Consider the following 24,540-nt stretch of genomic DNA (forward strand, 5'->3'; position numbering starts at 1 on the left):
CGATTTGATGTCTAACTTGGAAATGCCTATTTATGAGTTGCAGGCATAAGCAGCACTGATAAGTAACGAGCCAGTTGACCTACTTTTACTAATCGATAAATGACAGTTACAGATTACTTTCGGTAGGTCATGCTCGTTATTTCAGCATTGCTTTGGTAGAGTGATTATTAATCAATAGCTTTGATAAAAGTATGCGGAGTATCAATTGTCTCTTTTTGCTGAATATGAAAAACAACAGAAGTGGAGAAGCTGGGAGAATTACCTTAAGTTTATACCGTTAAGTCAAAGTGACACTGTAGTTGACCTTGGCTGCTCCGTCGGTGATGTATCTCGTGTCTTTTCGCTGCGAGTAAACAATGTTATAGGCATAGACATTAATAAGGAATTTATTGAGTTCTGTGATTCAAGAAGGAAGGAGAACGAAGCCTTTATTCTTAGTGACTTTGAGAGTGCTGATTATTTATCCTTTGGTGATATTAACGGTATTTGGGGGAGCTTTTCTTTATCTTATCTTAGTAACCCATTAGCTTACTTAAAAGCTCTAAACTCTGTGATGAGCGATGAAGGCTGGATTGCACTGCTGGATGTATCCTGCTTTATCTCAGGCAACCTTGCTAGAGATAGCAAGTATTACGATAGAGTAAGAAGGTTTGAATTAAAGTCATATAGGTCTGGTTTATATGATTTTGATTTTGGTTCAAAAATGCAAGATCTGTTGAAGGATGCTGGGTTTAAGATTGTATATTTCGATAATAATGTAACAGATCCTGAATTGAATTTTTCTGGTTCCGCGGCACCGGAAATTATCGAGGGGTGGTTAGCAAGGCTCAAGAGAATGAATAAATTAAGTTACTTTCTTGGAGGTGAGTACCCTGATTTTTGTGATGAATTATTATCTAACCTTGGTTCTAATATTCATGAGAAACAAGGGAACGTCAGATTCGTAGTCGCTAAAAAGACTCTGTAGCAGATTCTGTGTAACTACCTAATTATAATTTGCTAAGGCTGTCAGTTCACGCACTGTTCGAGTTGTCGCCAGCACTTAGTTCACCTATTAGAGCTGCGTTGTCGCGTATTTGATTGCAATACTTTCCCTAATGACAATTATCACTTCCTGAGCTTTAACTCTAACAAGCTTTTGTCCACTAACGAGTTAGAGTTCTATTCATAACGTTGTGATCACCAAGCGATTATGTCGTATCTTAACTACCAACCGATTTTGTCGGTTTGCTAATTACCAAGGGAAAATGACGGATCCATTTTTATACATAATCCTTTAATAGTTTTAATTACTATTTAGGGGTTATTAAGGATGATCATCATGGATTCTCGCTCTCAACTTATCGTTGATGTGATCGCCAAAGTCACCCAAGGTAAGATCAGCATCAACAGTGCCTCTCAGCTCCTCAATAAATCCCGTCGAACAATTGAACGTTACCTCAGTCGTTATCGGGCTGAAGGTATCCGCTTTATCGTGCATGGTAATAAAGGTCGTGCACCCATCAATAGAACGCCTGAGTCATTGAAAAAACAGGTGCTACACCTCATTCAAACCAAGTATTACGACTTCAATTTACAGCATCTTGCCGAATTGCTCGCTGAAAATGAAGGACTGAGCATTAAGCGTGAAACATTGCGAGGTTGGGCTCACGAGATTAAACATGTTAAACGAGCCAAACGTCGACGCAGTCAAGTAAGAAAGTACAGAGAGCGTATGGAATCACCTGGGCTAATGCTGCAAATGGATGGTAGCCCTCATCGTTGGTTTGGTGATAGTCGATCGTGTTTGATTGCCATTATCGATGACGCAACGAGTGATATCCATGCTGAGTTTTACCCTTCAGAAACGACGGAAGGTTGCATGAAAGTCATGAAGGCTTACATCGAGAAGCGAGGACTCTTTAAGACGCTTTACGTCGACCGAGCAGGTATTTTTGGTGGTCCCAAGCGCTGTCACTTCTCTCAGATGCAACGTGCTTGTGAGGAGTTAGGGATCGAAATCATCTTCGCCAATTCTCCACAAGGAAAAGGTCGAGTTGAACGCTGTTTTGATACGTTCCAAGACCGACTGGTTCCTGAGCTTAGGCTTCACAATATCACCGATATGCACAGTGCGAATGAGTATCTTCAGAAGGTGTTTATCCCCATATATTGGCAACAGAAAATAACCGTGAAAGCGAAAAGTAAGTTGTCAGCCTTCAAAGCCGTTCCTGAGCATATCGACTTAGATACTATCTGTGTGTACAAGGAATATCGGAAGGTACGACGAGACCATACCTTTAGTTATAACAACAAGATGTACGTTATCGACTCGCCAATTCGATATTCTATCGTCAATCAAAAGCTTGAAATTCGCAGTCAGTTTGATGGGACATTTTCGGTTTATTTTGGCCATAGAAAACTTCATATAACAGAGCTAGAAGAACCACCAAGAGGCTCTGAGTTCGGAATGGAGGTTCAGCGTAAGTTGGATGTGATCGAGCTAGCCCAAACCTTAGGTAGCGTGACCAAAGCTGCTCAAGTTGCGGGGTGCTCTCGGCAAAGTATCTATACCTATCAAAAGGTGCTGGAAGAAGAGGGTGTGCTGGGGCTTAAACGTATCAACAAGCCCTTAAAAAGAAACAAAAATCGCATTCCTCAGGTGACAGAAGAGAAAATCGTCGAGCTGACACTCAACAATCCATATCGTACTTCCCTTCAACTAATGACTGAGCTTAAAAGGGATCACAACATCACAGTAAGCAGTGCCACGATCCGAAATATCTGGAAGCGTGAGGTGATGAATACCAGAGAGCTTCGAGTTAAACGAGCTGCATCCCTAAATAAGGAAATCTAGCATGATAGGCTAGACTATATAGTGAACGACAAAGTCGCTTGGCTTTTATTCCGTCAGGCTCCCTCGGTAATCACAGTTCTATTCATAACGTTTGTGATCACCAACATCTGAGTGGGCTAATTCGCAGAGATGAATAGTCAGATGTCGGTGCGGCTGTGGGCTTCGGTTTCAAGGATGAAACCGCAGAGCGGCCAAGGAGGGCTTTATAGCGTCCCACAGAAGTAGTGACATGTGAGCTTACTACGAGCAGTGCCTTTCTTCGTGGCCTCGGTGTTCCAATAACATCCGGCCAGTTCGCTACCCCTAGCTCTCGCTTATTAGCACATGGCTTCGCCATATTCGCCGTGGTGAATAACTTTGGTCCAATAACGAGTTATGGTTCTAGTGTGGTGGCATAGTTAATTTGGCCACTAACATTTAGACCAAAAAAAACCTGCACAATGCAGGTTTTTCTGGTGGTAAAACCGAGTCTCAATTATTTAAGCGGCTGATTCTTCTCGGCAAACTTATTAAAAATGGTATTAAAAGACAGTGATGCTCCATGGGCAATCTTATCTGATAATGTCTTCTTAAGCTGATAACGCACCTTAATAACGGTACGTTCGTTTGCCAGCTTCATAATCACATCATCACTGGTTGAAATTTCATCAACCAAGCCTAATTCAATAGCTTGCTGACCATACCAATGCTCACCCGTTGCCACTTTATCAAGATCTAAATCGGGACGGTACTTGGCAATGAACTCTTTAAACAGCACATGAGTCTCTTCTAGCTCTTTCTGAAACTTCTCACGGCCTTCATCGGTATTTTCACCAAAGATGGTCAGGGTACGTTTAAAGTCACCTGCTGTGTGCTGCTCATAGTCAATATCGTGCTTTTTCAATAAACGATTAAAGTTAGGCACCTGAGCCACAACACCAATTGAACCTACGATGGCAAACGGCGCTGAATATATCTTATTCGCCACACAGGCCATCATATAACCACCACTGGCAGCCACTTTATCAACACAGATGCTCAGAGGGATCTCAGCTTGTCGTAAACGGTCAAGCTGGCTTGATGCTAAACCATAGCCATGAACCATTCCGCCGCCGCTCTCAACATTAACAATGACTTCATCGCCTTTATCAGCAATAGCAAGAATTGCACTGATCTCTTCACGCAGTGACGCGACTTCACTCGCGTCGATGCTGCCTTTAAAATCAACAACAAAAACCTTAGGTTCGTTTTCTTCGACGTTATCTTTTTGCTCTTTCTCTTTAGCTTTCTCGTCGGCTTTTAACTGTTTTTCGTAAGCTTTAAATGCTTTCTTAGATAACAGCTCTTCTTTCAAGTCATGCTTCAATAACTTAAGGTTATCGCTTAGGTTCGTTAGCTTAAGCTCACCCTTTTCAGTTTTGTGCTTAATAGAAGACGCAAGCACAACAATCACGACCGCAAGAATTGCGACCACAATGGTCACCGCCTTGGCCAAAAACAAACCGTACTCGTACAAGAATTCCAAAATATTCTCCAGCTAAACCAATTCTATCTCTTCAATTGGTCGCTATTCTACCAGCCTATTTGCCAATAAAACATGTCAATAAAAAACCCAGCTTTCGCTGGGTCTTTTTTTAAACAATTCTAGATTTTATTGTAAGCACTATTGAGCACAGGGAGCGACTACATATTGTGCAGCCTCACCTGTCACTAAACCAAGGAATATCGTTGGGCTATCCGCCTCTGGAAGACCTGCACTGTATGAGAAGAAAGCTGCCTGAGTTTGCATCTCTACCGTTGCAACATCTTCAAACCCATCAGTCACACCATCAACAGGTGATGGATCGATAAGCGAACTATGATGCCCCTTAGAGAAGCGAACCGCTCCAGAGCCTACTGTAGTGCTATCAACACAAGCTAACCCTAGGTTCTCAATCAGAGGCTCCGTACCCGAAACAGGATACCCTGCCACACGGTTTGGCAGCACTTGATCTGGGAGGCTATTCGCACCATCACCAACAACCTCAATGATATGCAGCGGAAGTCCCGTTGCTTTAAGCATAGCCGCATGGTTAATCGGATCCGCGCTATCCACTGCTGTTTGAACGGCAAAGGCAAATGTCGGTAGGAAAGCATCATAAACCGATTTAACTAACGCATCATACTCAGGCGTATCGGGTAAGAAACCGTGTTCTTTATTCGCTTCCTCCACCAGTGCCATAAAGGCCTCTGTGGTAACGATATTCTCAAACAGCATTGGGCCAAATGTCGCCGACCCAACAAAGGTTCCAGCAAAACCACCGGTTGGTGCCACTAATGACGCCGCGTTTAGCTTATACACATGACTCAAATCCGCTCCAGTTGGATGCGTAAGCCCGGTGCTTGCGTAAGTCGCAAAGTTAGTGCCCACAATAGCCCCTAAACTGAGGCCTTGAGCACTGAATTGATTCGCATCAAACAGTTGGGGAGCACCAAGTTCCATCAGCTTTCCAGCATAGCCGGTAAACGCAGCGCGAAGTGCTAGATGATCAAATGTCGCTTGGCGGAAGTTATCACGTACCGTTAATGTACTGCCAATATTGATAAAAGCTAAGGGATCGCCCAATGAGAATAAGACATCGTCGCCAACAACGGCCCCAAATTCTGGTGAAGAAGCCGAAACGGTATAAGCCCCAGGTACAAGTAAACCTTTACCAAACGAGCGAGCGCCATGTAGCGGCATATCGATAGCGATTGTTGCTACGCCAAGCTCACCATAGGTCCCCGCATAAGCAAATGCCATCTCTTTACCGCCACCTAAACCATGCATAGCAATAGTCACTGGCCAACCAGCTGCCGGAGCGGGTGCAAAGTTAGGTACCGTCATTTGAACGGGGACAACTTCATAGTTTCTGATCTGTGGGATTGGATTAAACTTAGTTAAGTGTCTTGCCTTATCGGCAGCTGTGCCATCATCTAGCATCCAAAGTTTACCCGCTAACTGAGCAGGGTCACTCAGCGCGGCAATCGGATCCTCTATACCATTTTCAATCGCTTGGGCAAAATAGTTATCTTGACTCAGAGTGCCACTTTCAAGCGCCTTTAATACTGAAACAGGACTGTCATAAGCCGCTGACCAAATACCGTTAATCGTTGCATTACCATCAGCATCTAAACAGCTCGTCGATGAACACTCGCCGTAAACAGGTAGCTTAATTGCTGCACTCCAAACATTGACCTTACTTGCCCCTTCATAGGCGGGGTGCAGCTCTGGCATCATTAACGCTTGTGCCAGAGTAAATCCGCTATCTGTTGGCGCTTGAACGAACTCTGGCATATAGCCAGGTTGGCCAGCAATCAAGAGTTTCGAGACTTCGTACACATCGGCGACAGATTGTGTTGTGAAAAGCCCTGAATAGCTAAGCGAGTCAGTATCAACCCCTGCTCCAGCCAAGCCTTTCTCATAACTGTTCACAGCCGCTTGCAGCGCTAGCTGATCAGGTGTTTCAAGTGGCTTAGTCTCGATATCGAGTTTTAACAGTACGTATGTAGCGGATGGAGCAATTGCTCGACCTGCTGAGTCTTGAATGAGTGAGGTAGTGGCATAAATATAAGATTGATTGGGTTTAAGTGGCTTTAATGGAACAATTGCAATGGTATTACCCGATGTTGTCGTAACAAAATCAACACCAAACTGCAGCTCAGCGCCAACCTTACAAGCTGTTATATCCGGTGCCGATTTACACTCAGGATCCGATGATAAGCCCCCGCCTACCGTAGCTTCAAACATCTTAACCGCACCTGGTTGCTCAACCGATACTTTGCTTAATGTCAGCATCGCGCCATCGTTATCCATGGCAGGTGCCACTTCGATACTGATAGGGGCCGTTGTCGACCAACCATCTAACGCGCCGAGTGCGATAGTCGGATCGGTGTAATCACCGTTCTCTTCACTTGGCGCAGTGGGATCATCGCTTTTAGGAATATTGATGGTGCCATCGGTAGTGCCGCTAAAGAGAATATCGTTTGGTTTTGGTAACTCACCATTTCCCGGATCAAAAACGATAACAGACTGGGGGACAAGTGGTTCAGTTTTGTCCACTAATTCATCATAAGTATCTTCGCTACAAGCGCTGAGCCCCAATGCAGAGGTGATTGCTACGCCCAAAAAGAGTTTTTTCATCTTTTTTCCCCAAATCTTGTTGTAATAATTTTGTTTTCACTTGAAATTGGTCACAATAGTCAACAAAGTATGACCAAGAGGACTTATCGTTAGTCCTTAGCTAGACTCAAGTTAACGTAAAATTATTGACTTAGCTACATTTTTGTCACATTTGAACACCAATTGAGCAGGCGAAGGTTAATCGTTTGTTTAAAACAGCTGTTTATCACATCAGCGACTCTAGAAGTGACGGGCGTTTGAGCTCTGAGGAAGTAATAACTCATGTTGGAATATCAAGCTGCAAAAGATCTACTAAAAGACAAAACTATTTTAGTCACTGGTGCCGGAGACGGTATAGGTAAGGCTGCGGCGATCGCTTTTGCAAAACACGGTGCAACAGTCATCTTGTTAGGCAAGACAGTTAAAAAATTAGAAGCCGTATATGATCAAATTGAACAAGCGGGTTACCCCACACCAGCCATTATTCCGCTTGATCTGAAAGGTGCCACCGAACAACACTATAAAGATATGGCCGACACTATCGAAGAGCAATTTGGTCAGCTTGAAGGGCTACTACATAATGCGAGCGTCTTAGGTGTGTTAGGTCCGTTCGAGCATATGACGATGAACACAGTTGAAGAAGTGATGCAAGTAAACGTTATTGCCGAGATCATGCTCACTAAGGCCTTACTGCCCGTAATGCGTAAATCAACAAGTGCATCACTCCTGTTTACCTCTAGCAGTGTTGGCCGTCAAGGCCGCGCATATTGGGGGGAATACGCTATTTCTAAATTTGCCACCGAAGGTATGATGCAGTCACTTGCTGATGAGTATGAAGATACCAATATACGTGTTAACAGCATTAACCCCGGTGCGACTCGCACAGGTATGCGCGCAAATGCCTTCCCAGCTGAGAACCCACAGACGCTAAAAGCTCCTGATGAGATCATGTCAACTTACCTATACTTAATGGGTGACGACTCAAAAGAGATAAATGGCCAACAACTAAATGCTCAGTAAGCCACTCTTATATCAATTGCAAATAAAGCATTGAAAATAAACAGTTGAAAAACAAAAAGGCCGCTAAGTTAGCGGCCTTTTTAATACTTATCTTTTAATCAACAATATTTAATCGATAAGCGACTTAGCAATTAGCTACGCTGACGCGATGGCTTTGGTCTACCCGAAGCAACTTTATGTTTATGCACGGCACGTTTAATTTTTGCGCTACGTACTTTATTACGAGCAACACTGTGCTTATCGGTACCCAGTATTGAACGTGTTTCTTCATCCATACCGGCAGTCTTACGTAAGTAGTTCACTTGTTCAATTGGCAGCTCAATCCAACCACCACGAGGTAGAGATTTAGGCAGCTCAATCATACCGTAACGAATACGGATAAGACGGCTTACTTGAACTTCTTGAGATTCCCATAGACGACGAACTTCGCGATTACGGCCTTCAGCTAAGCTAACGTGCCACCACTTGTTCATGCCTTCGCCACCAGCGGCTTTAACTTTGTCAAAGTTCGCGGGGCCATCTTCTAGGGTCACGCCCATACGCAGACGCTGAATACATGCGTCATTAACCTCACCAAAAGTACGTACAGCGTATTCACGCTCAACTTCATTTGATGGGTGCATCAAGCGGTTTGCTAGTTCACCGTCAGAGGTAAACAATAATAGACCTGAAGTGTTAATGTCCAATCGTCCAACTGCAACCCAGCGTGAATCACGAGTTTTTGGTAGACGATCAAATACCGTTGGGCGACCTTCTGGATCTTTACGACTACAGATCTCACCTTCAGGCTTATGGTACGCTATCACTCGGCACACCACATCTTCTTCAGAACGAATAGAAACTGTACGCCCATCGATACGAATTTTAGCGTCAGTTTCAACGCGATCGCCTAGGCTTGCAATTTCACCGTCAACACTAACTCGACCTGCAGCAATCCATGCCTCCATCTCACGACGGGAGCCATGGCCTGCACGGGCCAAGACTTTCTGCAATTTTTCACTCATTAGTAGACTCTTCTATATTTTCGGTCACGACTTTTTCAGTTGAAAAAAGCGCGGCCAATGATTCGGCATCCGACAAATGTGGAAGATCCACAATACTGTCTAAGCCGAAATAAGCTAGAAACTCGGTCGTCGTTGCATAAAGCGCTGGCCTTCCCGGCACCTCTTTATGTCCAACAACTTTAATCCAGTTTCTATCGTTTAAACTTTTTATAATGTGGCTGCTCACGGCAACCCCACGTACAAACTCAATGTCACCTCGGGTGACAGGTTGGCGGTAAGCAATGACAGCCAAGGTTTCTAACGTCGCACGCGAATATTTCGGTGCTTTTTCTTGCCATAACGGTTGCAAAAATGGACTCAATTCAGCCAATGTCTGGAATCGATATCCCCCCGCTACTTTTACTAATTGTACACCTCGATCTTCATAATCGAGCTGTAACTCATCAATACATGCCTTAATTTTTACCCGCGACACATTAAAGTTAGACAGTACAGTCTCTTTCAATGCTTTAATCGTCATCGGCTTTGCCAACACAAACAGGCTGGCTTCAATTAACTGCTTAAGCTGATCTGGATTTATCTGAGACAATCAGTACGCCCTAACATGTATAGTTGAAAATGGCTCAGCTTGTACAAGCTCAACCAGCAACTCTTTGACTAACTCCATTAACGCTAAGAAACTCACGACCACACCGCTGCGCCCCTCTTCAAAATCAAATAGCGCTTCAAACGGTAGATAGGTTTCAGCATTAAGCTTTGCCAAAATCTGCGCCATACGCTCGCGAGTCGATAACACTTCTCGCACGACATGATGGCTTTCTGTCGCTTCAATGCGCTTTAATACCGATGAAAATGCTCTGGCAATCTCTGTAAGCGAGACCTCTGGAGGCAGTAACTCAGGCTTAATATTGGCGGCTGGAACCGCTTTTGCCTGAAACAGATCTCGCTCCATTCTAGGCAATTCATCCAGCTTTTCCTGCGCGTCTTTGATCACTTCATAGGCTTTAAGCTGACGGATCAACTGTGCCCGAGGATCTTCTTCATCTTCTTGCTCAATCTCGGGTCTTGGTAACAATAGACGAGACTTAATCTCGGCTAAGGTTGCCGCCATGACCAGATAATCTGCCGCGAGCTCAACACGAGCTCCCTGCAGCAAATTAACGTACTCAAGGTACTGCTGCGTAATAGAAAAAACCGGTAAATCTACAACATCAAGCTTTTGTTTGCGGATTAAGTAAAGCAGAAGATCTAATGGCCCTTCAAAAGACTCGAGAAAAACCTCTAATGCCTCTGGCGGAATAAAAAGGTCTTTTGGCATCACCTTAAACGGTTGGCCGCGAACAACGGCTAAAGGCAATTTTTGCTGAACGCCCTCCATCCGTAAACCCTCTATATTTTCGCAAACGCGCGATTATACCTGTATACCCAAGCTACCTCAAGCTACTCGTTTCAGAGCACAGCTATAGGTGACTTGGGTACAAATGTTCCCAGATTAAAGCAATTGCGGTTATCGTTTGCTGATAACAACAGCGACCTTTAACAACGGCATCGATTTTAGAGGAATGGCGTTACGTCACCAGCGCCTTCACGGATCACCTCAATCTCACCGTCAGATAAGTCAATTACCGTGGTTGGCTTCTCGCCTAAATAGCCACCGTGAATAATCAAGTCCACTTGATGCTCTAGAATATCGCGAATATGCTCAGGATCTGATTCAGTAAACTCTTGGCCCGGTAAAATCAAACTGGTCGACATTAATGGCTCACCTAAGGCTTCTAGCAAAGCCAGAGCTATTACATTGTCAGGTACACGGATACCGATTGTCTTCTTTTTCGGATTTTGAAGGCGTTTAGGCACTTCTTTCGATGCCATAAAAATAAACGTGTAAGGACCCGGTGTATTTTGCTTAAGCAAGCGGTAAGCTTGGTTATCAACGCGAGCGTATGTTGCTAGCTCAGATTGATCACGGCACATCAACGAAAAATTATGATCGTTATCAATCTGTCTGATGCGCGCAATTTTGCTCATCGCGTTTTTATCACCGATTAGGCAACCTAATGCATAACCTGAATCGGTTGGATACACAATCACACCACCGCTTTTAATCACGTTCACAGCTTGGCTAATTAAGCGCGTTTGAGGGTTTTCCTCATGCACATAAAAAAACTGACTCATTGTACTACCTTCCATTTCTCTGATTGCCAAACCCAGTTCACTCCTTGGGGTTGGAACATATTTTTACCAATTTCAATCCAGCTGCCAGGAAAGTGAAAATCACTGCCTAACGAGCATGTCAGCCCATTTTGGATACTTAGCGAGATAAGATTATTGCGATCATCTATGGTCTGCTGGCCTAACACCACTTCCATCGCATCACCGCCAGCCTCTTTATATTCACGCACTAAGCGCTTAAGCCATTTAGCCGACAATTTATAACCGCTCGGATGCGCCAATACAGAGACGCCACCGGCTCGATGAATAATCTCAATCGCGCTGGCCATGTCGCCCCAGTTATTGGGAACATATCCCGTCTTTCCACGAGCTAAATACTTTTTAAATACATTGGCAGTATTGGTAGCGTACCCTTTTTCTGCTAACCAACGCGCGTAGTGTCCTCGGCTAATCGCCGCTTCACCAGCATAAGCTTTTGCGCCATCATAGGCGCCCTCTATACCCGCCTTTGCTAAGCGCTCACCAATCTCTTGGGCTCGGCTCGATCGTAACTCACGTTGATTGTGTAAAAATGCGGCCAAGTCGACATTATCGGTATCAACATTGAGTGCCACGATGTGAATATCAAAATTATTCCAACGAGTTGAGATCTCAACGCCGTTAATAAGTGCTAATGGGGTCTCATGTGCCTGATTAAACTCATGTGCCTCTTTTAAGCCATCTGTGGTGTCGTGATCGGTAATGGCAAATATCTGCACGCCTTTACTTATCGCGCGCGCTATTAATTCTGATGGGGTTAGTTGACCATCGGATGCGGTCGTGTGGCTGTGCAAGTCAACCAATATACAGTCTGTGGTATTTTCATCTTTCATGGCCATATGATACTTGAGTTTACCGATTAAAGGTGATTTTAATCCGGTTTTTGGTCATTAAATCTAACTCAAACTCTAACTCAAAATACAGCCTAGAAGGGAAAGCTGCGCTAGGTGGCAGCTGAAAGCCTGAAACAAGTTCAGGCTTTTGTTTGTGGAAACGCAATATTTGTATTTACAGTACAGCGGTGCAAGTCATCTTTTACCAAGCCGCTTTAACCGCAATTCAATTGCGCTTGTCGCTGACATTGCGCTAAAGACTGCTCCTCCGACACATCTGAGAGACAATAATCGATTCTGAGCACGCGCTTCTCAGCCGTCGCTTGTAACTCAGTATCAAGCGGTTGCCAGCGCCAACGTTTGACCTCTTTACGAGAGTTTTTGCCCAGATGCCTGTTAGGGACAGAGCTTATCACCTCTACATTTTCAGTGTGTCCCTCTTCTGAAATGTCAAAAGACAATACGGCGCACCCTTGCAACTTTGCTTGAGCAAACTCTATTGGATATGGGTGTGGTTTGTTACCTTCTCTGTGCCAGACCTTTTGTGTGCTAGGTTCTACCTCTGTCAGCAATACTTCACCATACACGTTTTTAGCTTGACTCATTTGCGGTACTAAAAGCAGCGCAAAAGCCGCTAATCCTATTACTTTCATATACATTCCTTTGTTTGTTATTCGCCACCAACTTAATTCATAGAACATTTTTAATCAAGTCGTCACAACACCAACAAAAGGGTTACTCCGCTTTATTACACCTGCTTATAACCACTATGAACAATCGTGCATTCAATCGCCTACTCACAATCTTCATAATGCCCGCCACACTCAATGATATCGAATACTTTTCATGCATAAACTCACTGCCTTAATCATAGCGCTGCTAATCGCTATCACCACGCCAGTTTTCGCTCAGAATGTACTTAAAGACGCCGTGCGCCTAAATAGGGACATCAATAAAGCAGAGAAACAGTACAACAAAAAGGTCAAAAAAACCAAGCGTAAACTCGATAAGGCTCAGGCTAATATCGATTCCGTTAAAGAGGGACACTACGCCAGCAAACGTTTACAGAAAATTGAAGATAATGCCGCTAAAAAGTTGAACAAAACAAAAGATAAGTTAGATCCAAGAGACGAGATTACCGACAAGGTAAGAAATGATCTCAAGCAACAAAAACGCCAAGCGATCGACAACTGGCTGGCAGACTAAAGTAATTCGCCCTGAATACTCACCTATACGGGGCGGATCAATTATCTGTTTGGAGTATAAAAACAAGCATCATTGAATTAACAAGAAACCAAAGCTTATACCAATCAGTATAAAGATTTGGTCGCTCAGCGAGAGTTTAGCGGTTATGAGGCAAGGCAACGAGTGAAGAGCATAGTTGTTCTACGGTTAAGCTCGTTAACACAGCACCAGAATCGCTAAAACTCGCCATTCTGGAGCATTTTTGGCTGCCTACTTCTGCGTTGAACGGCTTCACAAGGGAACAACCATTCTTTCAGCTATTCGCCTTGAATTAGTTTGCCAAAAACCGCTCTGAGTAGATCAACTTCTTATACTGATTGGTATTATAACCCCGTCATCGATTCAAGTCGCAGTCATCGGCTTTCACTTTTTCCCCGCAAGCTAGCATGCTACACTCGGCGTTAATTTTTTGAATTTTAAACTGACACAACTCTATGAAACAGTTGCTCGACTTTTTACCGCTTATTATCTTTTTTGCTGTCTATAAATTTTTCGATATCTACGTTGCCAGCGGCGCGTTAATCGCGGCAACAGCGCTGCAACTTGTCATCAGTTACATGCTGTATAAGAAGCTTGAAAAAATGCATCTTATTACTTTTGTGATGGTAACCGTATTTGGCTCACTCACGCTTATTTTGCATGATGACTCTTTCATCAAATGGAAGGTCACCATTGTATATGCTTTATTTGCTATCGCCTTAGGTGTCAGCCAAATAATGAACAAGCCACTGCTCAAGAGCATGCTTGGAAAAGAACTTATCGTTGAAGATAAAGTATGGGCTCGCGTGACTTGGTACTGGGTCAGCTTTTTTGTAGTCTGTGGCCTAGTAAATATCTATGTGGCCTTTAGCCTGTCACAAGAAACTTGGGTTAACTTTAAAGTATTCGGTTTGACCGCACTAACGCTTATCAATACCGTGTTAACCGTCCTCTATCTGTTTAAAAACATGTCTGAAGAAGATCGTAAGGAACTCAAATAATGTGGTACATGATTTCATCGCAAGATATTGAAAATAGTTTAGAAAAGCGTTTATCTGTTCGTGCTGACCATTTAGCTCGTCTGCAGCTTCTCGCCGATGAAGGCCGTCTATTGATCGCCGGTCCACACCCAGCCATTGACAGTGAAAACCCTGGTGAAGCAGGTTTTACAGGCTCTCTCGTTGTTGCCGACTTTGCCTCACTTGAAGATGCACAGAGCTGGGCCGATGCCGATCCCTATATCGCTGCGGGCGTATATGAAAGCGTTATCGTTAAGCCTTACAAACTCGTGTTGCCGTAAGTAAAAAGGAAGCCACCGTGAAAATTGTTTCATTTAATATCAATGGATTGCGAGCAAGGCTGCACCAACTTCAAGCACTTATCGACACTCATCAGCCCGATATTATTGGCCTGCAAGAGACAAAAGTGCACGATGAAGCGTTTCCTTTAGCCGATGTAGAGGCGATGGGCTATCACGTCCATTACCATGGCGGCAAAGCCCACTACGGTGTGGCTATGCTGTCAAAAGCGGAACCTATCAAGGTACAAAAAGGCTTCCCTACGGATGAAGAAGACGCTCAGCGTCGTATGATCATGGGCACCTTTATGCAGGAAAATGGTCGTCCACTCACAGTGATTAACGGCTACTTTCCTCAAGGCGATAACATCAGCCATGAAACTAAGTACCCTGCTAAGCGTAAATTTTACAAAGATCTGATGCAGTACCTTAATGAATACCACAGTGCAGATGAAGACATTGCTATTATTGGTGATATCAACATCTCTCCTGTCGATCTCGATATTGGTATTGGTGAGCCTAATGCTAAACGCTGGTTAAAAACCGGTAAGTGTAGTTTCCAACCAGAAGAGCGTGAGTGGCTAAAAACCTTGATGGATTGGGGATTAGTCGATACCTTCCGTGAACTTCACCCAACTCGCAGCGAACGCTACTCTTGGTTTGATTATCGCAGTAAAGGCTTTGTCGATAATCGCGGCCTGCGTATCGATGTGATCTTGGCAACTAAATCTTTGGCTCAACACCTAACTGAATCAGATGTGGATTATGAGCTGCGTGGTATTGAAAAACCATCTGATCACGCCCCTATCTGGAGCAGTTTTAGTTAAAAACTAACGTTTTTGTGCCACAAAAAAGCCAGCAAATTGCTGGCTTTTTTTATAATTTAAGCAGGGTGTCAGCTTAATTTCTTGCCAACTTATATTGACCTAAAATTTGTTCCAAGCCTTTAGATGAACCCGCCAAATTGGCCGCTAAGCTCACCGAGTTTTGCGCCGTTTCTTTAATGGTTTCCGCTTGGCCACGAATATCATTCAGTTGCGTCGCTATTTCACGAGAGGCCGCACTTTGCTCTTCTGACGATGCCGCAATCTGTGAGCTCATATCAAACACGATACTGATAGACTCAGCCATACTATTAACATCTTGTCCGACAGATTCAATCGCCATACGGCCTTTGTCCGCCTGAGATACGATCTCATTAGTAATATCTGACAGCTTACCAGTACCTGTCTGTAAGCCCAAAATCATCGACTGGATCTCAACCGTAGCCTGCTGTGTACGGCTCGCCAATGTTCGCACTTCATCGGCCACGACTGCAAATCCGCGACCTTGCTCACCCGCTCTTGCAGCCTCAATAGCCGCATTTAACGCAAGTAGATTGGTTTGTTCAGAAATGCCATTAATTGTCGTTACGACCGCACCAATTTCGGTGGCGGCATGAGACAAGTTCTCAACTGAGGTTGACGCTTCAGAAATTTTACTCGTTAGTACAGCAATTCGTTCAATGGCCTCGGCAATTTGGACTTGACTGTTGGCGGCTTGACTCGAATTTTGTTGAGTCTGCTCAGAGGTGTTAGACGCGCTTTGGGACACCTCTTCCACCGCCGCAGTCATTTGTGACATCGCCACTGCGACTGTATCTAAGAACTGATGCTGAAAATGGGTCAGCTCTTCGCTACGGCTCGCTTGCTGGGTAAACTCGTCTGCCGCATCATTTAACGTTTGTACATTACTTGAAATCGCCTGCACCATTTCACTCATATTATCGGCACTGCGATCAATTTCACGGGCGATAAGACTGAAATCGTCTTTACCAAAAAAATTAAGTCTATGAGTTAAGTCACCATCTGCAAGACGCTTAATCGCCATGTACATATCCCATAGCCCACCACCTAAGGATGTAGATACCCAGTAACTCAAAAGGTATAGCGGTAATAATCCAACAAAAGCCAGCAATAACATCATATTTGCTTGTGAAAGTGCATCTTGCTCCCAACTCGCGACATTCACTTGCTGGCTCAGTGCCCTGTTGCCCACTGGCGCGCTAACCGATAACAGATCACCACGGCGCGAAGTCGTTAGGCCTGTACGCACCTCTACCCCAGCTTTTTGTGCAAAATGGCTTAATGCAGCACCTGCAAGTTGCTCTGTGTTAGCGATATTGGCATAAGAATCGATACTCGATTGTGCGCGTGCTAATGAGCTGGACTCAATAAACTGCTTGCTGTGATGATAGTTTGTTAAGGCGACCGCAGCGGTGAGCAGTGTCACCATAGAACAAAGCACCCAAAACTTGCCATTTAGGCTCAATTTGATCAACAGAGCGTCAATCTTGCGGAAATTAATCTGTTTCATTCTACCTTCCCTTGGCCAAAGCCATCCTCTATGGTCCAGCCCTTCGCCGTCCCCTAGAGGTAACTATTATTATCATTATTGATGTACCGTAAAGCTGAGCGTTTGTTAAGACTCTTTGGCCTCTGCTGTGACAGTACCCTGCATTTTATTGGTTAAACTGATCAATTGGCCAGTAAGTAGGCTCATACTGTAACCAAGCACTGCGCCCAATAATAATGGCGGAATGATGGCGGCAATATCTGCGCCCATGGCAAAAGTGATACAACACCCAATAAATGCGCCAGGAATAAATGCCAGCTTATGATGGCTAGCCTGTAAGCACATAGCTGCCGTTGCGATCCCCGTAAAGGTGTAACTCATTAGTGGCGAGACAAAGAAGCTGCTACCAGAAATAATTAACCAGCCCCAGAAAACGCCTGAAAGATTGGTGGTCATCGCCATCAACATGCCTTTTATGCCGGAATGAGTTTGGGCAAAGAAGGTACTACAGCTCAGAAATCCAATCCAGGTAACCAAATGCAGAGCATCTGCCACACCGGCCCAAACAGCAGCAAGTAGTCCTGCTGAAATAGCAATCTGCCAACGATTTTCCATAGCTTACCTCTTTACCGTTAACTCACTTACTGCAAGTGAGTTAGTATCTGGTGAGCTAAATTACCTTTTTTATATGTAAAAAAACACGATCCAGAGCCAATAATCTCACTCAATCGCAGATAAAGTGCACAAAAACGCCTTTTATGTAGTAAAAAAACCAAATTTTCGCTATAAAAACGTAAATAGACAGCTCGATATAAAATATTCAAAAAACAATATTATTGGTATAAATCGATAGAAGCGTGATCTTGAGTAAAATGGTTTGGCCATAAAAAAAGCGCCTTTAGGCGCTTTTTTTACCCAGTAATAGTAAAATGATGACTGGGTAAAGGGACTAACATTAACGACTTGGCATTAATGAATTGGCATTAACATTAGACAAACAGCTGGTCGGCAACAAATGGGTTTTGCACTCGCTCATCACCAAAAGTCGATAGTGGCCCATGGCCTGGAATAAATTGCACATCGTTACCTAAAGGCCAAAGCTTTTGGGTGATAGAGTCAATTAAATCTTGATGATTAGACAATGGGAAATCGGTTCTACCAATAGAGCCTCTAAACAATACATCACCAACCCAAGCGACCTTACTCTCTTTAGCAAAAAACACGATATGACCAGGAGTATGACCAGGTGTATGGATCACTTTAAGCACTTGCTGACCCACTGTGACTTCATCACCCTCTTCGAGATATTGTGTCGGCGTAAAAGCATCGCAATGCACAAAACCAAAGTGTTGACTCTGTTTTGGTAAGCTCTCTAGCCAGTAATCATCCGCTTTATGGGGGCCAATAATCGGCACATTAAGCTGATCGGCTAACAATTTAGCGCCACCGACATGGTCAATATGGCCATGGGTCAGTAATACTTTTTCAATCACCAGATTATTTTTACTGGCCTGTTCAAGGATCCGCTCGACATTGCCACCAGGGTCGACCACGGCCGCTTTCATGGTTTGCTCGCACCAGATTAAACTACAATTTTGCTGAAATGGAGTGACGGGTATTAACTGATACTTCATCGATAATCACCTAAGGCTCTATGTTTCGCTGTGAATGGGTAAAGATTACGCCATGTTGGGCTCTTCGACTATTTATAATTAGGATAATTTGATCTAACGCTCACAAAAACTGCATTATATTTTTTACCTAGTTCAGCCTTAGTTTGTAGCTGTATCTTTCCACCAGCATAAACACTGCATTGGCTATAAAGTTTGGTATACAATCGTCAATACTCGTTCTCTGTCAGGCCGCACTGTCGGTAAACTTTGCATCACTGACATAGCACCCCAAAGTAGTAATCTAACAAGAACTCTTTATAAAAAGGTCGACTCAATGACTTCAGAACTTTCAGCCCAACTCACTTTTGCAGGCATGGTTGCCCGTAAACATCAATTTCGTTTACCTCTTAATTATCAAGAGCCTGATGGCGAGCAAATTTCAATCTTTGCCCGAGAGATCTCAAGCCCTGAAAATCAGGCTAAAGCGTTGCCTTTTATCGTTTTCTTTCAAGGCGGCCCAGGCTTTGGTGCTATTCGTCCCACGGCAAATGGCGGCTGGATAAAACGCGCGCTCAAAGAGTACCGAGTATTGCTACTGGACCAACGTGGCACGGGCCTTTCAACGCCAATAAGCTTTGCCAGTTTGGCGCATCTATCGGCCGATGAACAAGCTGAGTACCTAACTCACTTTAGAGCCGATAATATCATTCGTGATGCCGAGTCTATCCGTAAACAACTCACCAATAATGATAAATGGACCATTCTAGGGCAAAGCTTTGGTGGTTTTTGTGTACTCAAGTACCTCAATGATGCTCCAGAAGGATTAGCTGAAGCCTATATCACTGGCGGCATTCCATCACTGACTCGCTGTGCAGATGAAGTTTATCAAGCGACTTACAAGCGCGTACTCGCTAAAAACCAAGACTTTTTTAACCGCTTTAGTGATGCACAAGACTTGATTAAAGCCCTAGCGACCCATATCCAAGAGAACCAAGTAACGCTAGCAACTGGTGAGCGCCTGACCGTTGAGATGTTGCAACTACTTGGGATCAACATCGGCATGGAGCAAGGCCCTGAAAGCGTCTATTACCTGCTAGAGCAGGCATTGATCGAAACCACATCAGGCACACAGGTTAACCCGCTGTTCCTAGCGCACTTTTGTCAGCTACTTGATTACAACACCAATCCAATCTTTGCACTGTTACATGAGTCTATCTATTGCCAACAATCTGCGTCTAACTGGGCCGCTCACAGAGTAAGAGCTGAGTATCCTGAGTTCAACTACAGCAGCGACAAGCCTTTCCTATTTTCTGGCGAGATGATCTATCCGTGGATGTTTGAGCAGTTCACCAACCTAAAGCCACTGCAGCAAGCAGCCGAGCTGATCGCACAGAAACAGGATTGGCCTGCACTCTATCAAATAGACAAGCTGGCAAACAATCAAGTCCCCGTTACCGCGGCTATTTACAGTGAAGATATGTTCGTCGAGATGCAATACAGCTTAGAAACCGTTGCCAAAGTCGGTAATCTTAAATATTGGCTCACTTCAGAATATGAACACAATGGTATTCGTATGGATGGTGAGCATATTCTCGATAGATTAATTGTAATTAATCGTGGGAAAATGTTGCGTTAATTAAGAAACACTTAAGATTAATGGGACATTATGTAATCTGTTCCTCACCTGTATCACTTTCGCAAGCCTTATTAAGGCTTGCTTTTTTTTGCCTTAAAATTCTCACTCATGTCTGTATTGGAAAATCTGCTATTAACAGCACATACTTTTACTGTGTCCTCAGATTGTGGCCCCTTAACTTGTGAGCATATCTGCTTAAGGTAAATTTATGAACAGTGACCGTCTCGATACGCTCCCCGCCGAGATCTTAGTCGGTATTGCAAATGAGCATCTACGTTTAAACTGCAAAGATAGACAGGCGCTATTTTATGATCTTGATATTGAGAGTGAGTTATTGGAGCAAAAATTGGCTGCCAGTGGCTTTGTGTACGACCAAAATTGTAACCAATATAAACCGCGTTAACTAACACTCGCGATAACTCAAAGTGTAATGGACTCCACGTGCATCTCGCAGTCGCTTTGCAGCCTGCTCTGGCGTAATATCGCGCTGAGTTTCAGCCAGCAACTCATAGCCAACCATAAACTTCTTAACGCTAGAGCTTCTAAGCAATGGCGGATAGAAATGCGCATGTAAACGCCACTCTGTATGCTCAAAACCATCGAAAGGCGCGCCTTGCCAGCCCATAGAGTAGGGAAATGAACACTGAAATAGATTGTCATAGCAGGTCGTCAGCTGTTTTAAGATCTCAGCCAGCGACACTTGCTCTGTTTCACTAAGCTCAGTCATACGCTTGATGTTAAAACGAGGCAGTAACAGGGTCTCAAATGGCCACGCCGCCCAATAGGGCACCACCACCAGCCAATCGTCATTGTAAATAACAACTCGTTCTTGGCGCTCGAGCTCTTTATCTGCGTAATCGGCCAATAAGTTACTGCCATACTGCGCAGTGTAATCCAATAAGTTCTGCTGTTTTTTTACCACCAAACTCGGTAACTGACTCTGGGCCCAGACTTGTCCGTGAGGATGTGGATTGGAGCAGCCCATAGTTGCGCCCTTGTTTTCAAAAATCTGCACCCAGACATACCGCTCTGCTAACTCTTCACTCTGGACGCGCCAAGTGTTAACCACTTGCTCTATTTCAGCAATGGATAACTCAGGCAGCGTCTTGGAGTGATCGGCAGAGAAACAGATCACGCGGCTCTCTCCTCGCTCGGTGCTAAAGCGAAATAGCGGGTCACTATCGCTGGCCTCAGGGGTATCGGGAACCAAGGCAGAAAAATCATTTTGAAACACAAAGGTCGCTCGGTAATCTGGATTGACTTCACCGTTGGCTCGCGTATTACCCGCGCACAAGAAACAATTTCTATCGTGTGATGGTGAAGCTGAAGGTTCTGCGGCCTCCACCTGCCCAAGCCAAGGTCGCTTCGCTCGATGAGGCGCCAAGAGTACCCACTCAGAAGTCAGAGGGTTATATCTACGATGAGAGTGTTCATTGGGGTCAAACTGTGGGTCGTTTTTTTGCGTCATTAGCAAGGTTTTTAAGCCGTAGGAGAATACTCCGTATGCTCGGCTAGTTAAGCTTAAGAGTCATTCCTGAAAAGGCGCTTTTAACTCCTATAAAAACGCTATCCTTGTGATGTTGTCTCCCCTTATTCGGTTAATTTTCATAATAAAAGGTTCTTGGCTAAGGCATTGCTGATTATTCTAGCTGAGTTAGCTGTGACATAACTCACCTCATATTTTGCCGATAAAAGCGGCTTCCTTTCGATGGCGTTAAAACAACTTATGTCGTCAATATAAGGAACTCCAACGCTCAATCCTATTTGATTACAAACCTATTTGATTACACACCTTTAAAAGCCTTATTGATACTGGGCACTTTACCCAAACCGCTGAGAAATGACATATGACTCAGCCGGGCGTGAGCCAGCAGATCCAGAAACTAGAGCAAGCCTGCGGCCACTCTCTTATCACCCGCCTCAACAAACAATTTGAAATTACCGAGCAAGGTCAACAGGTCTACCAGTGCGCTACCGGATAATAGAAAAACTGTTAAAACACTGCCTAAGCAGCAGTGATTAATTCAGGTCAGCAATCGTTCAAAAAAAGTCTAACTTAGCTTAGATGTGTAATTTATTTACATTTTTTGGGTTATTCACTTTTTGAACAGCCATTAGTGTGCGAAAATAACACCAAATTAGTGGTTAACTTTCAGTTAACCACACCTAATAACAGTCGCTATCGATCCTACAAGCCGAAATATCACTTACTTGTTAAAATAAGACATCAAATGAATTCATATTCGCTCAAGAAAAAAATTCTTCTCTCTGTTGTACTCGCCTTTTCCGTCGTGATCGGACTGCTGTCATGGCAAAGTTATTCAAGCCAAAAGCAGCTATTATTGCAAAGCAGTGTCGATCAGGTGCGTCAACTTGGTGAACAACAAGCTAAGCGAATAGAAGAGTGGTTAGCTGACCGCCAAGGAATTGTTGCCGCAAGCGCCGCAAAAATAAACGGCGATAGTATAAATGTATTGCAGCAAGCGCAGCTATCTGGACCTTTTGAACTGTCCTATTTCGGTTCTCAAACCGGCCAGATGCTAGACTCAGACCCGAGTATCGACCGCAGCGGATATGACCCTCGCAGCCGCACCTGGTATCAGCAAGCGATGGCGAAACAAGGTCCAATTTTAACGAAGCCATATATCGATGTTGCCTATAACATTTTAGTCGTTTCGATGGCGCAGCCCGCCCCAGATGGCGTAGTAGGCGGTGACCTATCCATTGCGAGTCTTGTCGATAGTGTTAACAGCATGCAGCTACCGGCAAAGGGTTACGCCATCATGATGCATAAAGATGGCACCGTTATCGCTTATAAAGATCATGCTAAGTCGATGGGACCAATACAGAATATCGACCCTCAACTTAATGCCCAGATAGCACCGAAAAGCCGTCAAGCCGGAACGCTGCTACCGCTATACTTTGCAAGCGAAGGCAAAGATAAGCTAGTTTGGGGAACTGAGATCCCAAATACTGACTGGGAGCTTATTTTTGTACTGGATAAAGACACCCTAGAAGCTCCTTTGACGAATCTATTGCTGACACAGCTTGGGTTATCGGCTTTAGCGCTTCTATTTAGCGTATTAGCCATCTCTTGGTTTTTAACGATTCTGTTAGCGCCTCTTGGCCGTGTATCCCAAGCACTCGCTCATATTGCCGATGGTAATGGCGATCTCACTCAGCGCATTGAAATCGACAGCCATGATGAAGTCGGTGTATTGGCGAGAAGCTTTAATCGCTTTGTGACTAGCCAACATCAGTTGATCAGCCATATCCGTCAGCTGGCCAGTGAACTAGAGACCGATGCCCAGCAAAGCCTAGTGACTAACCAAACCACGGTCAATGAGCTTCAGCGTCAACAGCAAGAGGTGACGATGGTTGCAACGGCTGTCACAGAGATGGCCAGTGCAACCCATGAGATCGCCGCTAATGCCGAAAATACTGCGACTGCAGCCCAGCAATCTGCAACGAGTAGTGAAGAAGGCAAAGGCTTAGTCGATAAGACGCGCAGCACTATTAACTCTCTGGCAAACGAAGTAGGCCAAGCCACCGACGTGATTGGAGAGTTAAATCTTCACGCCCAAGCGATTTCAGGCATTTTAACGACGATTCAAGGCATTGCCGAGCAAACCAACCTGCTAGCACTGAATGCTGCCATCGAAGCGGCACGAGCCGGTGAGCAAGGTCGTGGTTTTGCCGTCGTCGCCGATGAGGTGAGAGTCTTATCTCGTCGCACACAAGATTCGACGCAAGAGATCTACACCACTATTGAGACACTGCAAAACACCACTCAAAAGGCGGTACAATTGATGCAAAGCAGCCAAGGTTTGGCGAGCAATAGCGTAGTCGATGTCAATGCGGCGGCTCAGGCGCTTGAGGAGATCACCCAAGCGGTGAATTTAATTTCAGATATGGCTGGTCAAATCGCCACGGCGGCTGAGGAGCAGACTCAAGTCACTAATGAGATCACTCAAAATACCGTCGCAATTAAAGATGTGACCGACGATATTACCGAATCGGCAATGGCGCACTTAAACCAAGCTCAGACCCTAAAAGATAGAGCCGATAACCTGAATTCAAAGGTAGAAACTTTTATCTTATAAAAGATAGCTAGCGATAAATAATGTGCTAAGGGAAGCCATTGCGTGTGAATATCACAGCAGAGCTTCCCTTTTTTATTTGTCAAACCGAGTCATCCCTAAAGCAGCGTCAATCTCACTCCCCAGCCACCACTCAGTGCAAGGGTTATGGCGTGTTCGCAAGCATCGATAGCGGGCTTTCAAACACCACATACATCGCCAATTGATACATCCGAGTGGTCTTGCTCATCGGGCGATTAAAGTTAATATTAAAGTTATCAGGCTGAGTATTCACCATGGCGTCAGATTTCCCTAGCTAAGCTTGAGTAAGCA

Annotated in this window: 24 protein-coding genes; 11 read left to right on the forward strand and 13 right to left on the reverse strand. The window is 44.5% G+C overall.

What is annotated here, in order from left to right; genetic code table 11:
* Positions 1-205: 205 nt before the first annotated feature.
* Together SHAL_RS13575 and SHAL_RS13580 are read left to right on the forward strand one after the other, a co-directional pair.
* Positions 206-967, forward strand: coding sequence for a class I SAM-dependent methyltransferase (locus tag SHAL_RS13575; protein WP_012277694.1), 762 nt, complete (start codon positions 206-208; stop codon positions 965-967).
* A 345-nt stretch (positions 968-1,312) separates the two neighbouring features.
* On the forward strand, positions 1,313-2,836 hold the full coding sequence (locus SHAL_RS13580; protein WP_012277695.1) for an ISNCY-like element ISShha1 family transposase: 1,524 nt from the start codon (positions 1,313-1,315) through the stop codon (positions 2,834-2,836).
* A gap of 475 nt (positions 2,837-3,311) precedes the next feature.
* Here the strand turns inward: SHAL_RS13580 and sohB are convergent, their stop codons facing one another.
* Together sohB and SHAL_RS13590 are read right to left on the reverse strand one after the other, a co-directional pair.
* Positions 3,312-4,340, reverse strand: a complete 1,029-nt coding sequence (gene sohB / locus SHAL_RS13585; RefSeq protein ID WP_012277696.1) for a protease SohB — start codon at positions 4,338-4,340, stop codon at positions 3,312-3,314.
* A gap of 138 nt (positions 4,341-4,478) precedes the next feature.
* Positions 4,479-6,977 (reverse strand): VolA/Pla-1 family phospholipase, encoded by a 2,499-nt coding sequence (locus SHAL_RS13590; protein ID WP_012277697.1) that lies wholly within the window; start codon positions 6,975-6,977, stop codon positions 4,479-4,481.
* Positions 6,978-7,238: 261 nt separating this feature from the next.
* Between SHAL_RS13590 and SHAL_RS13595 the strand changes: the two genes are divergently transcribed.
* Complete coding sequence (locus SHAL_RS13595; RefSeq protein WP_012277698.1) at positions 7,239-7,976, forward strand: YciK family oxidoreductase; 738 nt, start codon at positions 7,239-7,241, stop codon at positions 7,974-7,976.
* Between the two features lie 131 nt (positions 7,977-8,107).
* On the opposite strand, the gene rluB is transcribed toward SHAL_RS13595, so the two are convergent.
* From rluB to SHAL_RS13625, 6 genes are all read right to left on the reverse strand, one after another.
* Positions 8,108-8,980 carry a 23S rRNA pseudouridine(2605) synthase RluB gene (rluB, locus tag SHAL_RS13600; protein WP_012277699.1) on the reverse strand — a complete coding sequence of 291 codons (873 nt, stop codon included), beginning with the start codon at positions 8,978-8,980 and terminating at the stop codon, positions 8,108-8,110.
* On the reverse strand, positions 8,973-9,569 hold the full coding sequence (gene scpB, locus SHAL_RS13605) for an SMC-Scp complex subunit ScpB (RefSeq protein WP_012277700.1): 597 nt from the start codon (positions 9,567-9,569) through the stop codon (positions 8,973-8,975). Before scpB ends, rluB begins: the two co-directional genes overlap by 8 nt.
* Positions 9,570-10,358, reverse strand: a complete 789-nt coding sequence (locus SHAL_RS13610; protein WP_012277701.1) for a segregation and condensation protein A — start codon at positions 10,356-10,358, stop codon at positions 9,570-9,572.
* 176 nt (positions 10,359-10,534) lie between these two features.
* Positions 10,535-11,155 carry an L-threonylcarbamoyladenylate synthase gene (locus SHAL_RS13615; RefSeq protein ID WP_012277702.1) on the reverse strand — a complete coding sequence of 207 codons (621 nt, stop codon included), beginning with the start codon at positions 11,153-11,155 and terminating at the stop codon, positions 10,535-10,537.
* On the reverse strand, positions 11,152-12,030 hold the full coding sequence (gene rnm / locus SHAL_RS13620; protein ID WP_012277703.1) for an RNase RNM: 879 nt from the start codon (positions 12,028-12,030) through the stop codon (positions 11,152-11,154). Before rnm ends, SHAL_RS13615 begins: the two co-directional genes overlap by 4 nt.
* A 209-nt stretch (positions 12,031-12,239) precedes the next feature.
* A complete protein-coding gene (locus SHAL_RS13625; protein WP_012277704.1) occupies positions 12,240-12,677 on the reverse strand; it encodes an energy transducer TonB in 438 nt (145 codons plus the stop codon).
* Between the two features lie 193 nt (positions 12,678-12,870).
* On the opposite strand from SHAL_RS13625, the gene SHAL_RS13630 reads away from it, so the two are divergent.
* The 4 genes from SHAL_RS13630 to xthA all read left to right on the forward strand — a co-directional run bounded on the left by SHAL_RS13630 (position 12,871) and on the right by xthA (position 15,372).
* Positions 12,871-13,230: a hypothetical protein gene (locus SHAL_RS13630; RefSeq protein WP_012277705.1), complete on the forward strand. Its 360-nt coding sequence runs from the start codon at positions 12,871-12,873 to the stop codon at positions 13,228-13,230.
* 473 nt (positions 13,231-13,703) lie between these two features.
* Positions 13,704-14,249, forward strand: coding sequence for a septation protein A (locus SHAL_RS13635; RefSeq protein WP_012277706.1), 546 nt, complete (start codon positions 13,704-13,706; stop codon positions 14,247-14,249).
* On the forward strand, positions 14,249-14,548 hold the full coding sequence (locus SHAL_RS13640; protein ID WP_012277707.1) for a YciI family protein: 300 nt from the start codon (positions 14,249-14,251) through the stop codon (positions 14,546-14,548). The genes SHAL_RS13635 and SHAL_RS13640 overlap by 1 nt, the downstream gene beginning before the upstream one ends.
* 17 nt (positions 14,549-14,565) lie before the next feature.
* Positions 14,566-15,372 carry an exodeoxyribonuclease III gene (gene xthA, locus SHAL_RS13645; protein WP_012277708.1) on the forward strand — a complete coding sequence of 269 codons (807 nt, stop codon included), beginning with the start codon at positions 14,566-14,568 and terminating at the stop codon, positions 15,370-15,372.
* Between the two features lie 73 nt (positions 15,373-15,445).
* Here the strand turns inward: xthA and SHAL_RS13650 are convergent, their stop codons facing one another.
* The 3 genes from SHAL_RS13650 to SHAL_RS13660 form a co-directional block, all read right to left on the reverse strand.
* Entirely contained in the window at positions 15,446-16,900 is a 1,455-nt protein-coding gene (locus SHAL_RS13650) for a methyl-accepting chemotaxis protein (protein ID WP_012277709.1), read from the reverse strand.
* A 105-nt stretch (positions 16,901-17,005) separates the two neighbouring features.
* Complete coding sequence (locus tag SHAL_RS13655; protein ID WP_012277710.1) at positions 17,006-17,494, reverse strand: DUF1097 domain-containing protein; 489 nt, start codon at positions 17,492-17,494, stop codon at positions 17,006-17,008.
* A 374-nt stretch (positions 17,495-17,868) separates the two neighbouring features.
* Positions 17,869-18,513, reverse strand: coding sequence for an MBL fold metallo-hydrolase (locus SHAL_RS13660; RefSeq protein ID WP_012277711.1), 645 nt, complete (start codon positions 18,511-18,513; stop codon positions 17,869-17,871).
* A 313-nt stretch (positions 18,514-18,826) separates the two neighbouring features.
* Here SHAL_RS13660 and SHAL_RS13665 point away from each other — a divergent pair, with 313 nt between their 5' ends.
* Both SHAL_RS13665 and SHAL_RS13670 read left to right on the forward strand, forming a co-directional pair.
* Complete coding sequence (locus SHAL_RS13665; RefSeq protein WP_012277712.1) at positions 18,827-20,128, forward strand: alpha/beta fold hydrolase; 1,302 nt, start codon at positions 18,827-18,829, stop codon at positions 20,126-20,128.
* A gap of 208 nt (positions 20,129-20,336) precedes the next feature.
* Complete coding sequence (locus SHAL_RS13670; protein ID WP_012277713.1) at positions 20,337-20,531, forward strand: DUF4250 domain-containing protein; 195 nt, start codon at positions 20,337-20,339, stop codon at positions 20,529-20,531.
* Here the strand turns inward: SHAL_RS13670 and SHAL_RS13675 are convergent, their stop codons facing one another.
* Positions 20,532-21,596, reverse strand: coding sequence for a UDP-glucose--hexose-1-phosphate uridylyltransferase (locus tag SHAL_RS13675; RefSeq protein WP_012277714.1), 1,065 nt, complete (start codon positions 21,594-21,596; stop codon positions 20,532-20,534). It abuts the gene before it with no gap.
* A 379-nt stretch (positions 21,597-21,975) separates the two neighbouring features.
* Between SHAL_RS13675 and SHAL_RS22675 the strand changes: the two genes are divergently transcribed.
* Entirely contained in the window at positions 21,976-22,110 is a 135-nt protein-coding gene (locus tag SHAL_RS22675; protein ID WP_012277715.1) for a LysR family transcriptional regulator, read from the forward strand.
* Positions 22,111-22,359: 249 nt separating this feature from the next.
* A complete protein-coding gene (locus tag SHAL_RS13680; protein WP_012277716.1) occupies positions 22,360-24,231 on the forward strand; it encodes a methyl-accepting chemotaxis protein in 1,872 nt (623 codons plus the stop codon).
* Between the two features lie 142 nt (positions 24,232-24,373).
* On the opposite strand, the gene SHAL_RS22680 is transcribed toward SHAL_RS13680, so the two are convergent.
* Positions 24,374-24,505, reverse strand: a complete 132-nt coding sequence (locus SHAL_RS22680) for a glycoside hydrolase family 97 catalytic domain-containing protein (RefSeq protein WP_223296194.1) — start codon at positions 24,503-24,505, stop codon at positions 24,374-24,376.
* Positions 24,506-24,540 lie beyond the last annotated feature (35 nt).

It is taken from the genome of Shewanella halifaxensis HAW-EB4 (genome assembly GCF_000019185.1).
Classification (GTDB): Bacteria; Pseudomonadota; Gammaproteobacteria; order Enterobacterales; family Shewanellaceae; genus Shewanella; species Shewanella halifaxensis.

Coding starts and splice junctions, on each gene's coding strand:
- SHAL_RS13580 (WP_012277695.1), top strand. CDS start 1,313: ATGATCATCATGGATTCTCGCTCTCAACTTATCGTTGATGTGATCGCC.
- SHAL_RS13590 (WP_012277697.1), bottom strand. CDS start 6,977: ATGAAAAAACTCTTTTTGGGCGTAGCAATCACCTCTGCATTGGGGCTC.
- SHAL_RS13595 (WP_012277698.1), top strand. CDS start 7,239: ATGTTGGAATATCAAGCTGCAAAAGATCTACTAAAAGACAAAACTATT.
- rluB (WP_012277699.1), bottom strand. CDS start 8,980: ATGAGTGAAAAATTGCAGAAAGTCTTGGCCCGTGCAGGCCATGGCTCC.
- SHAL_RS13610 (WP_012277701.1), bottom strand. CDS start 10,358: ATGGAGGGCGTTCAGCAAAAATTGCCTTTAGCCGTTGTTCGCGGCCAA.
- SHAL_RS13615 (WP_012277702.1), bottom strand. CDS start 11,155: ATGAGTCAGTTTTTTTATGTGCATGAGGAAAACCCTCAAACGCGCTTA.
- rnm (WP_012277703.1), bottom strand. CDS start 12,030: ATGGCCATGAAAGATGAAAATACCACAGACTGTATATTGGTTGACTTG.
- SHAL_RS13625 (WP_012277704.1), bottom strand. CDS start 12,677: ATGAAAGTAATAGGATTAGCGGCTTTTGCGCTGCTTTTAGTACCGCAA.
- SHAL_RS13630 (WP_012277705.1), top strand. CDS start 12,871: ATGCATAAACTCACTGCCTTAATCATAGCGCTGCTAATCGCTATCACC.
- SHAL_RS13635 (WP_012277706.1), top strand. CDS start 13,704: ATGAAACAGTTGCTCGACTTTTTACCGCTTATTATCTTTTTTGCTGTC.
- SHAL_RS13640 (WP_012277707.1), top strand. CDS start 14,249: ATGTGGTACATGATTTCATCGCAAGATATTGAAAATAGTTTAGAAAAG.
- SHAL_RS13650 (WP_012277709.1), bottom strand. CDS start 16,900: ATGAAACAGATTAATTTCCGCAAGATTGACGCTCTGTTGATCAAATTG.
- SHAL_RS13655 (WP_012277710.1), bottom strand. CDS start 17,494: ATGGAAAATCGTTGGCAGATTGCTATTTCAGCAGGACTACTTGCTGCT.
- SHAL_RS13660 (WP_012277711.1), bottom strand. CDS start 18,513: ATGAAGTATCAGTTAATACCCGTCACTCCATTTCAGCAAAATTGTAGT.
- SHAL_RS13665 (WP_012277712.1), top strand. CDS start 18,827: ATGACTTCAGAACTTTCAGCCCAACTCACTTTTGCAGGCATGGTTGCC.
- SHAL_RS13670 (WP_012277713.1), top strand. CDS start 20,337: ATGAACAGTGACCGTCTCGATACGCTCCCCGCCGAGATCTTAGTCGGT.
- SHAL_RS13675 (WP_012277714.1), bottom strand. CDS start 21,596: ATGACGCAAAAAAACGACCCACAGTTTGACCCCAATGAACACTCTCAT.
- SHAL_RS22675 (WP_012277715.1), top strand. CDS start 21,976: ATGACTCAGCCGGGCGTGAGCCAGCAGATCCAGAAACTAGAGCAAGCC.
- SHAL_RS13680 (WP_012277716.1), top strand. CDS start 22,360: ATGAATTCATATTCGCTCAAGAAAAAAATTCTTCTCTCTGTTGTACTC.
- SHAL_RS22680 (WP_223296194.1), bottom strand. CDS start 24,505: ATGGTGAATACTCAGCCTGATAACTTTAATATTAACTTTAATCGCCCG.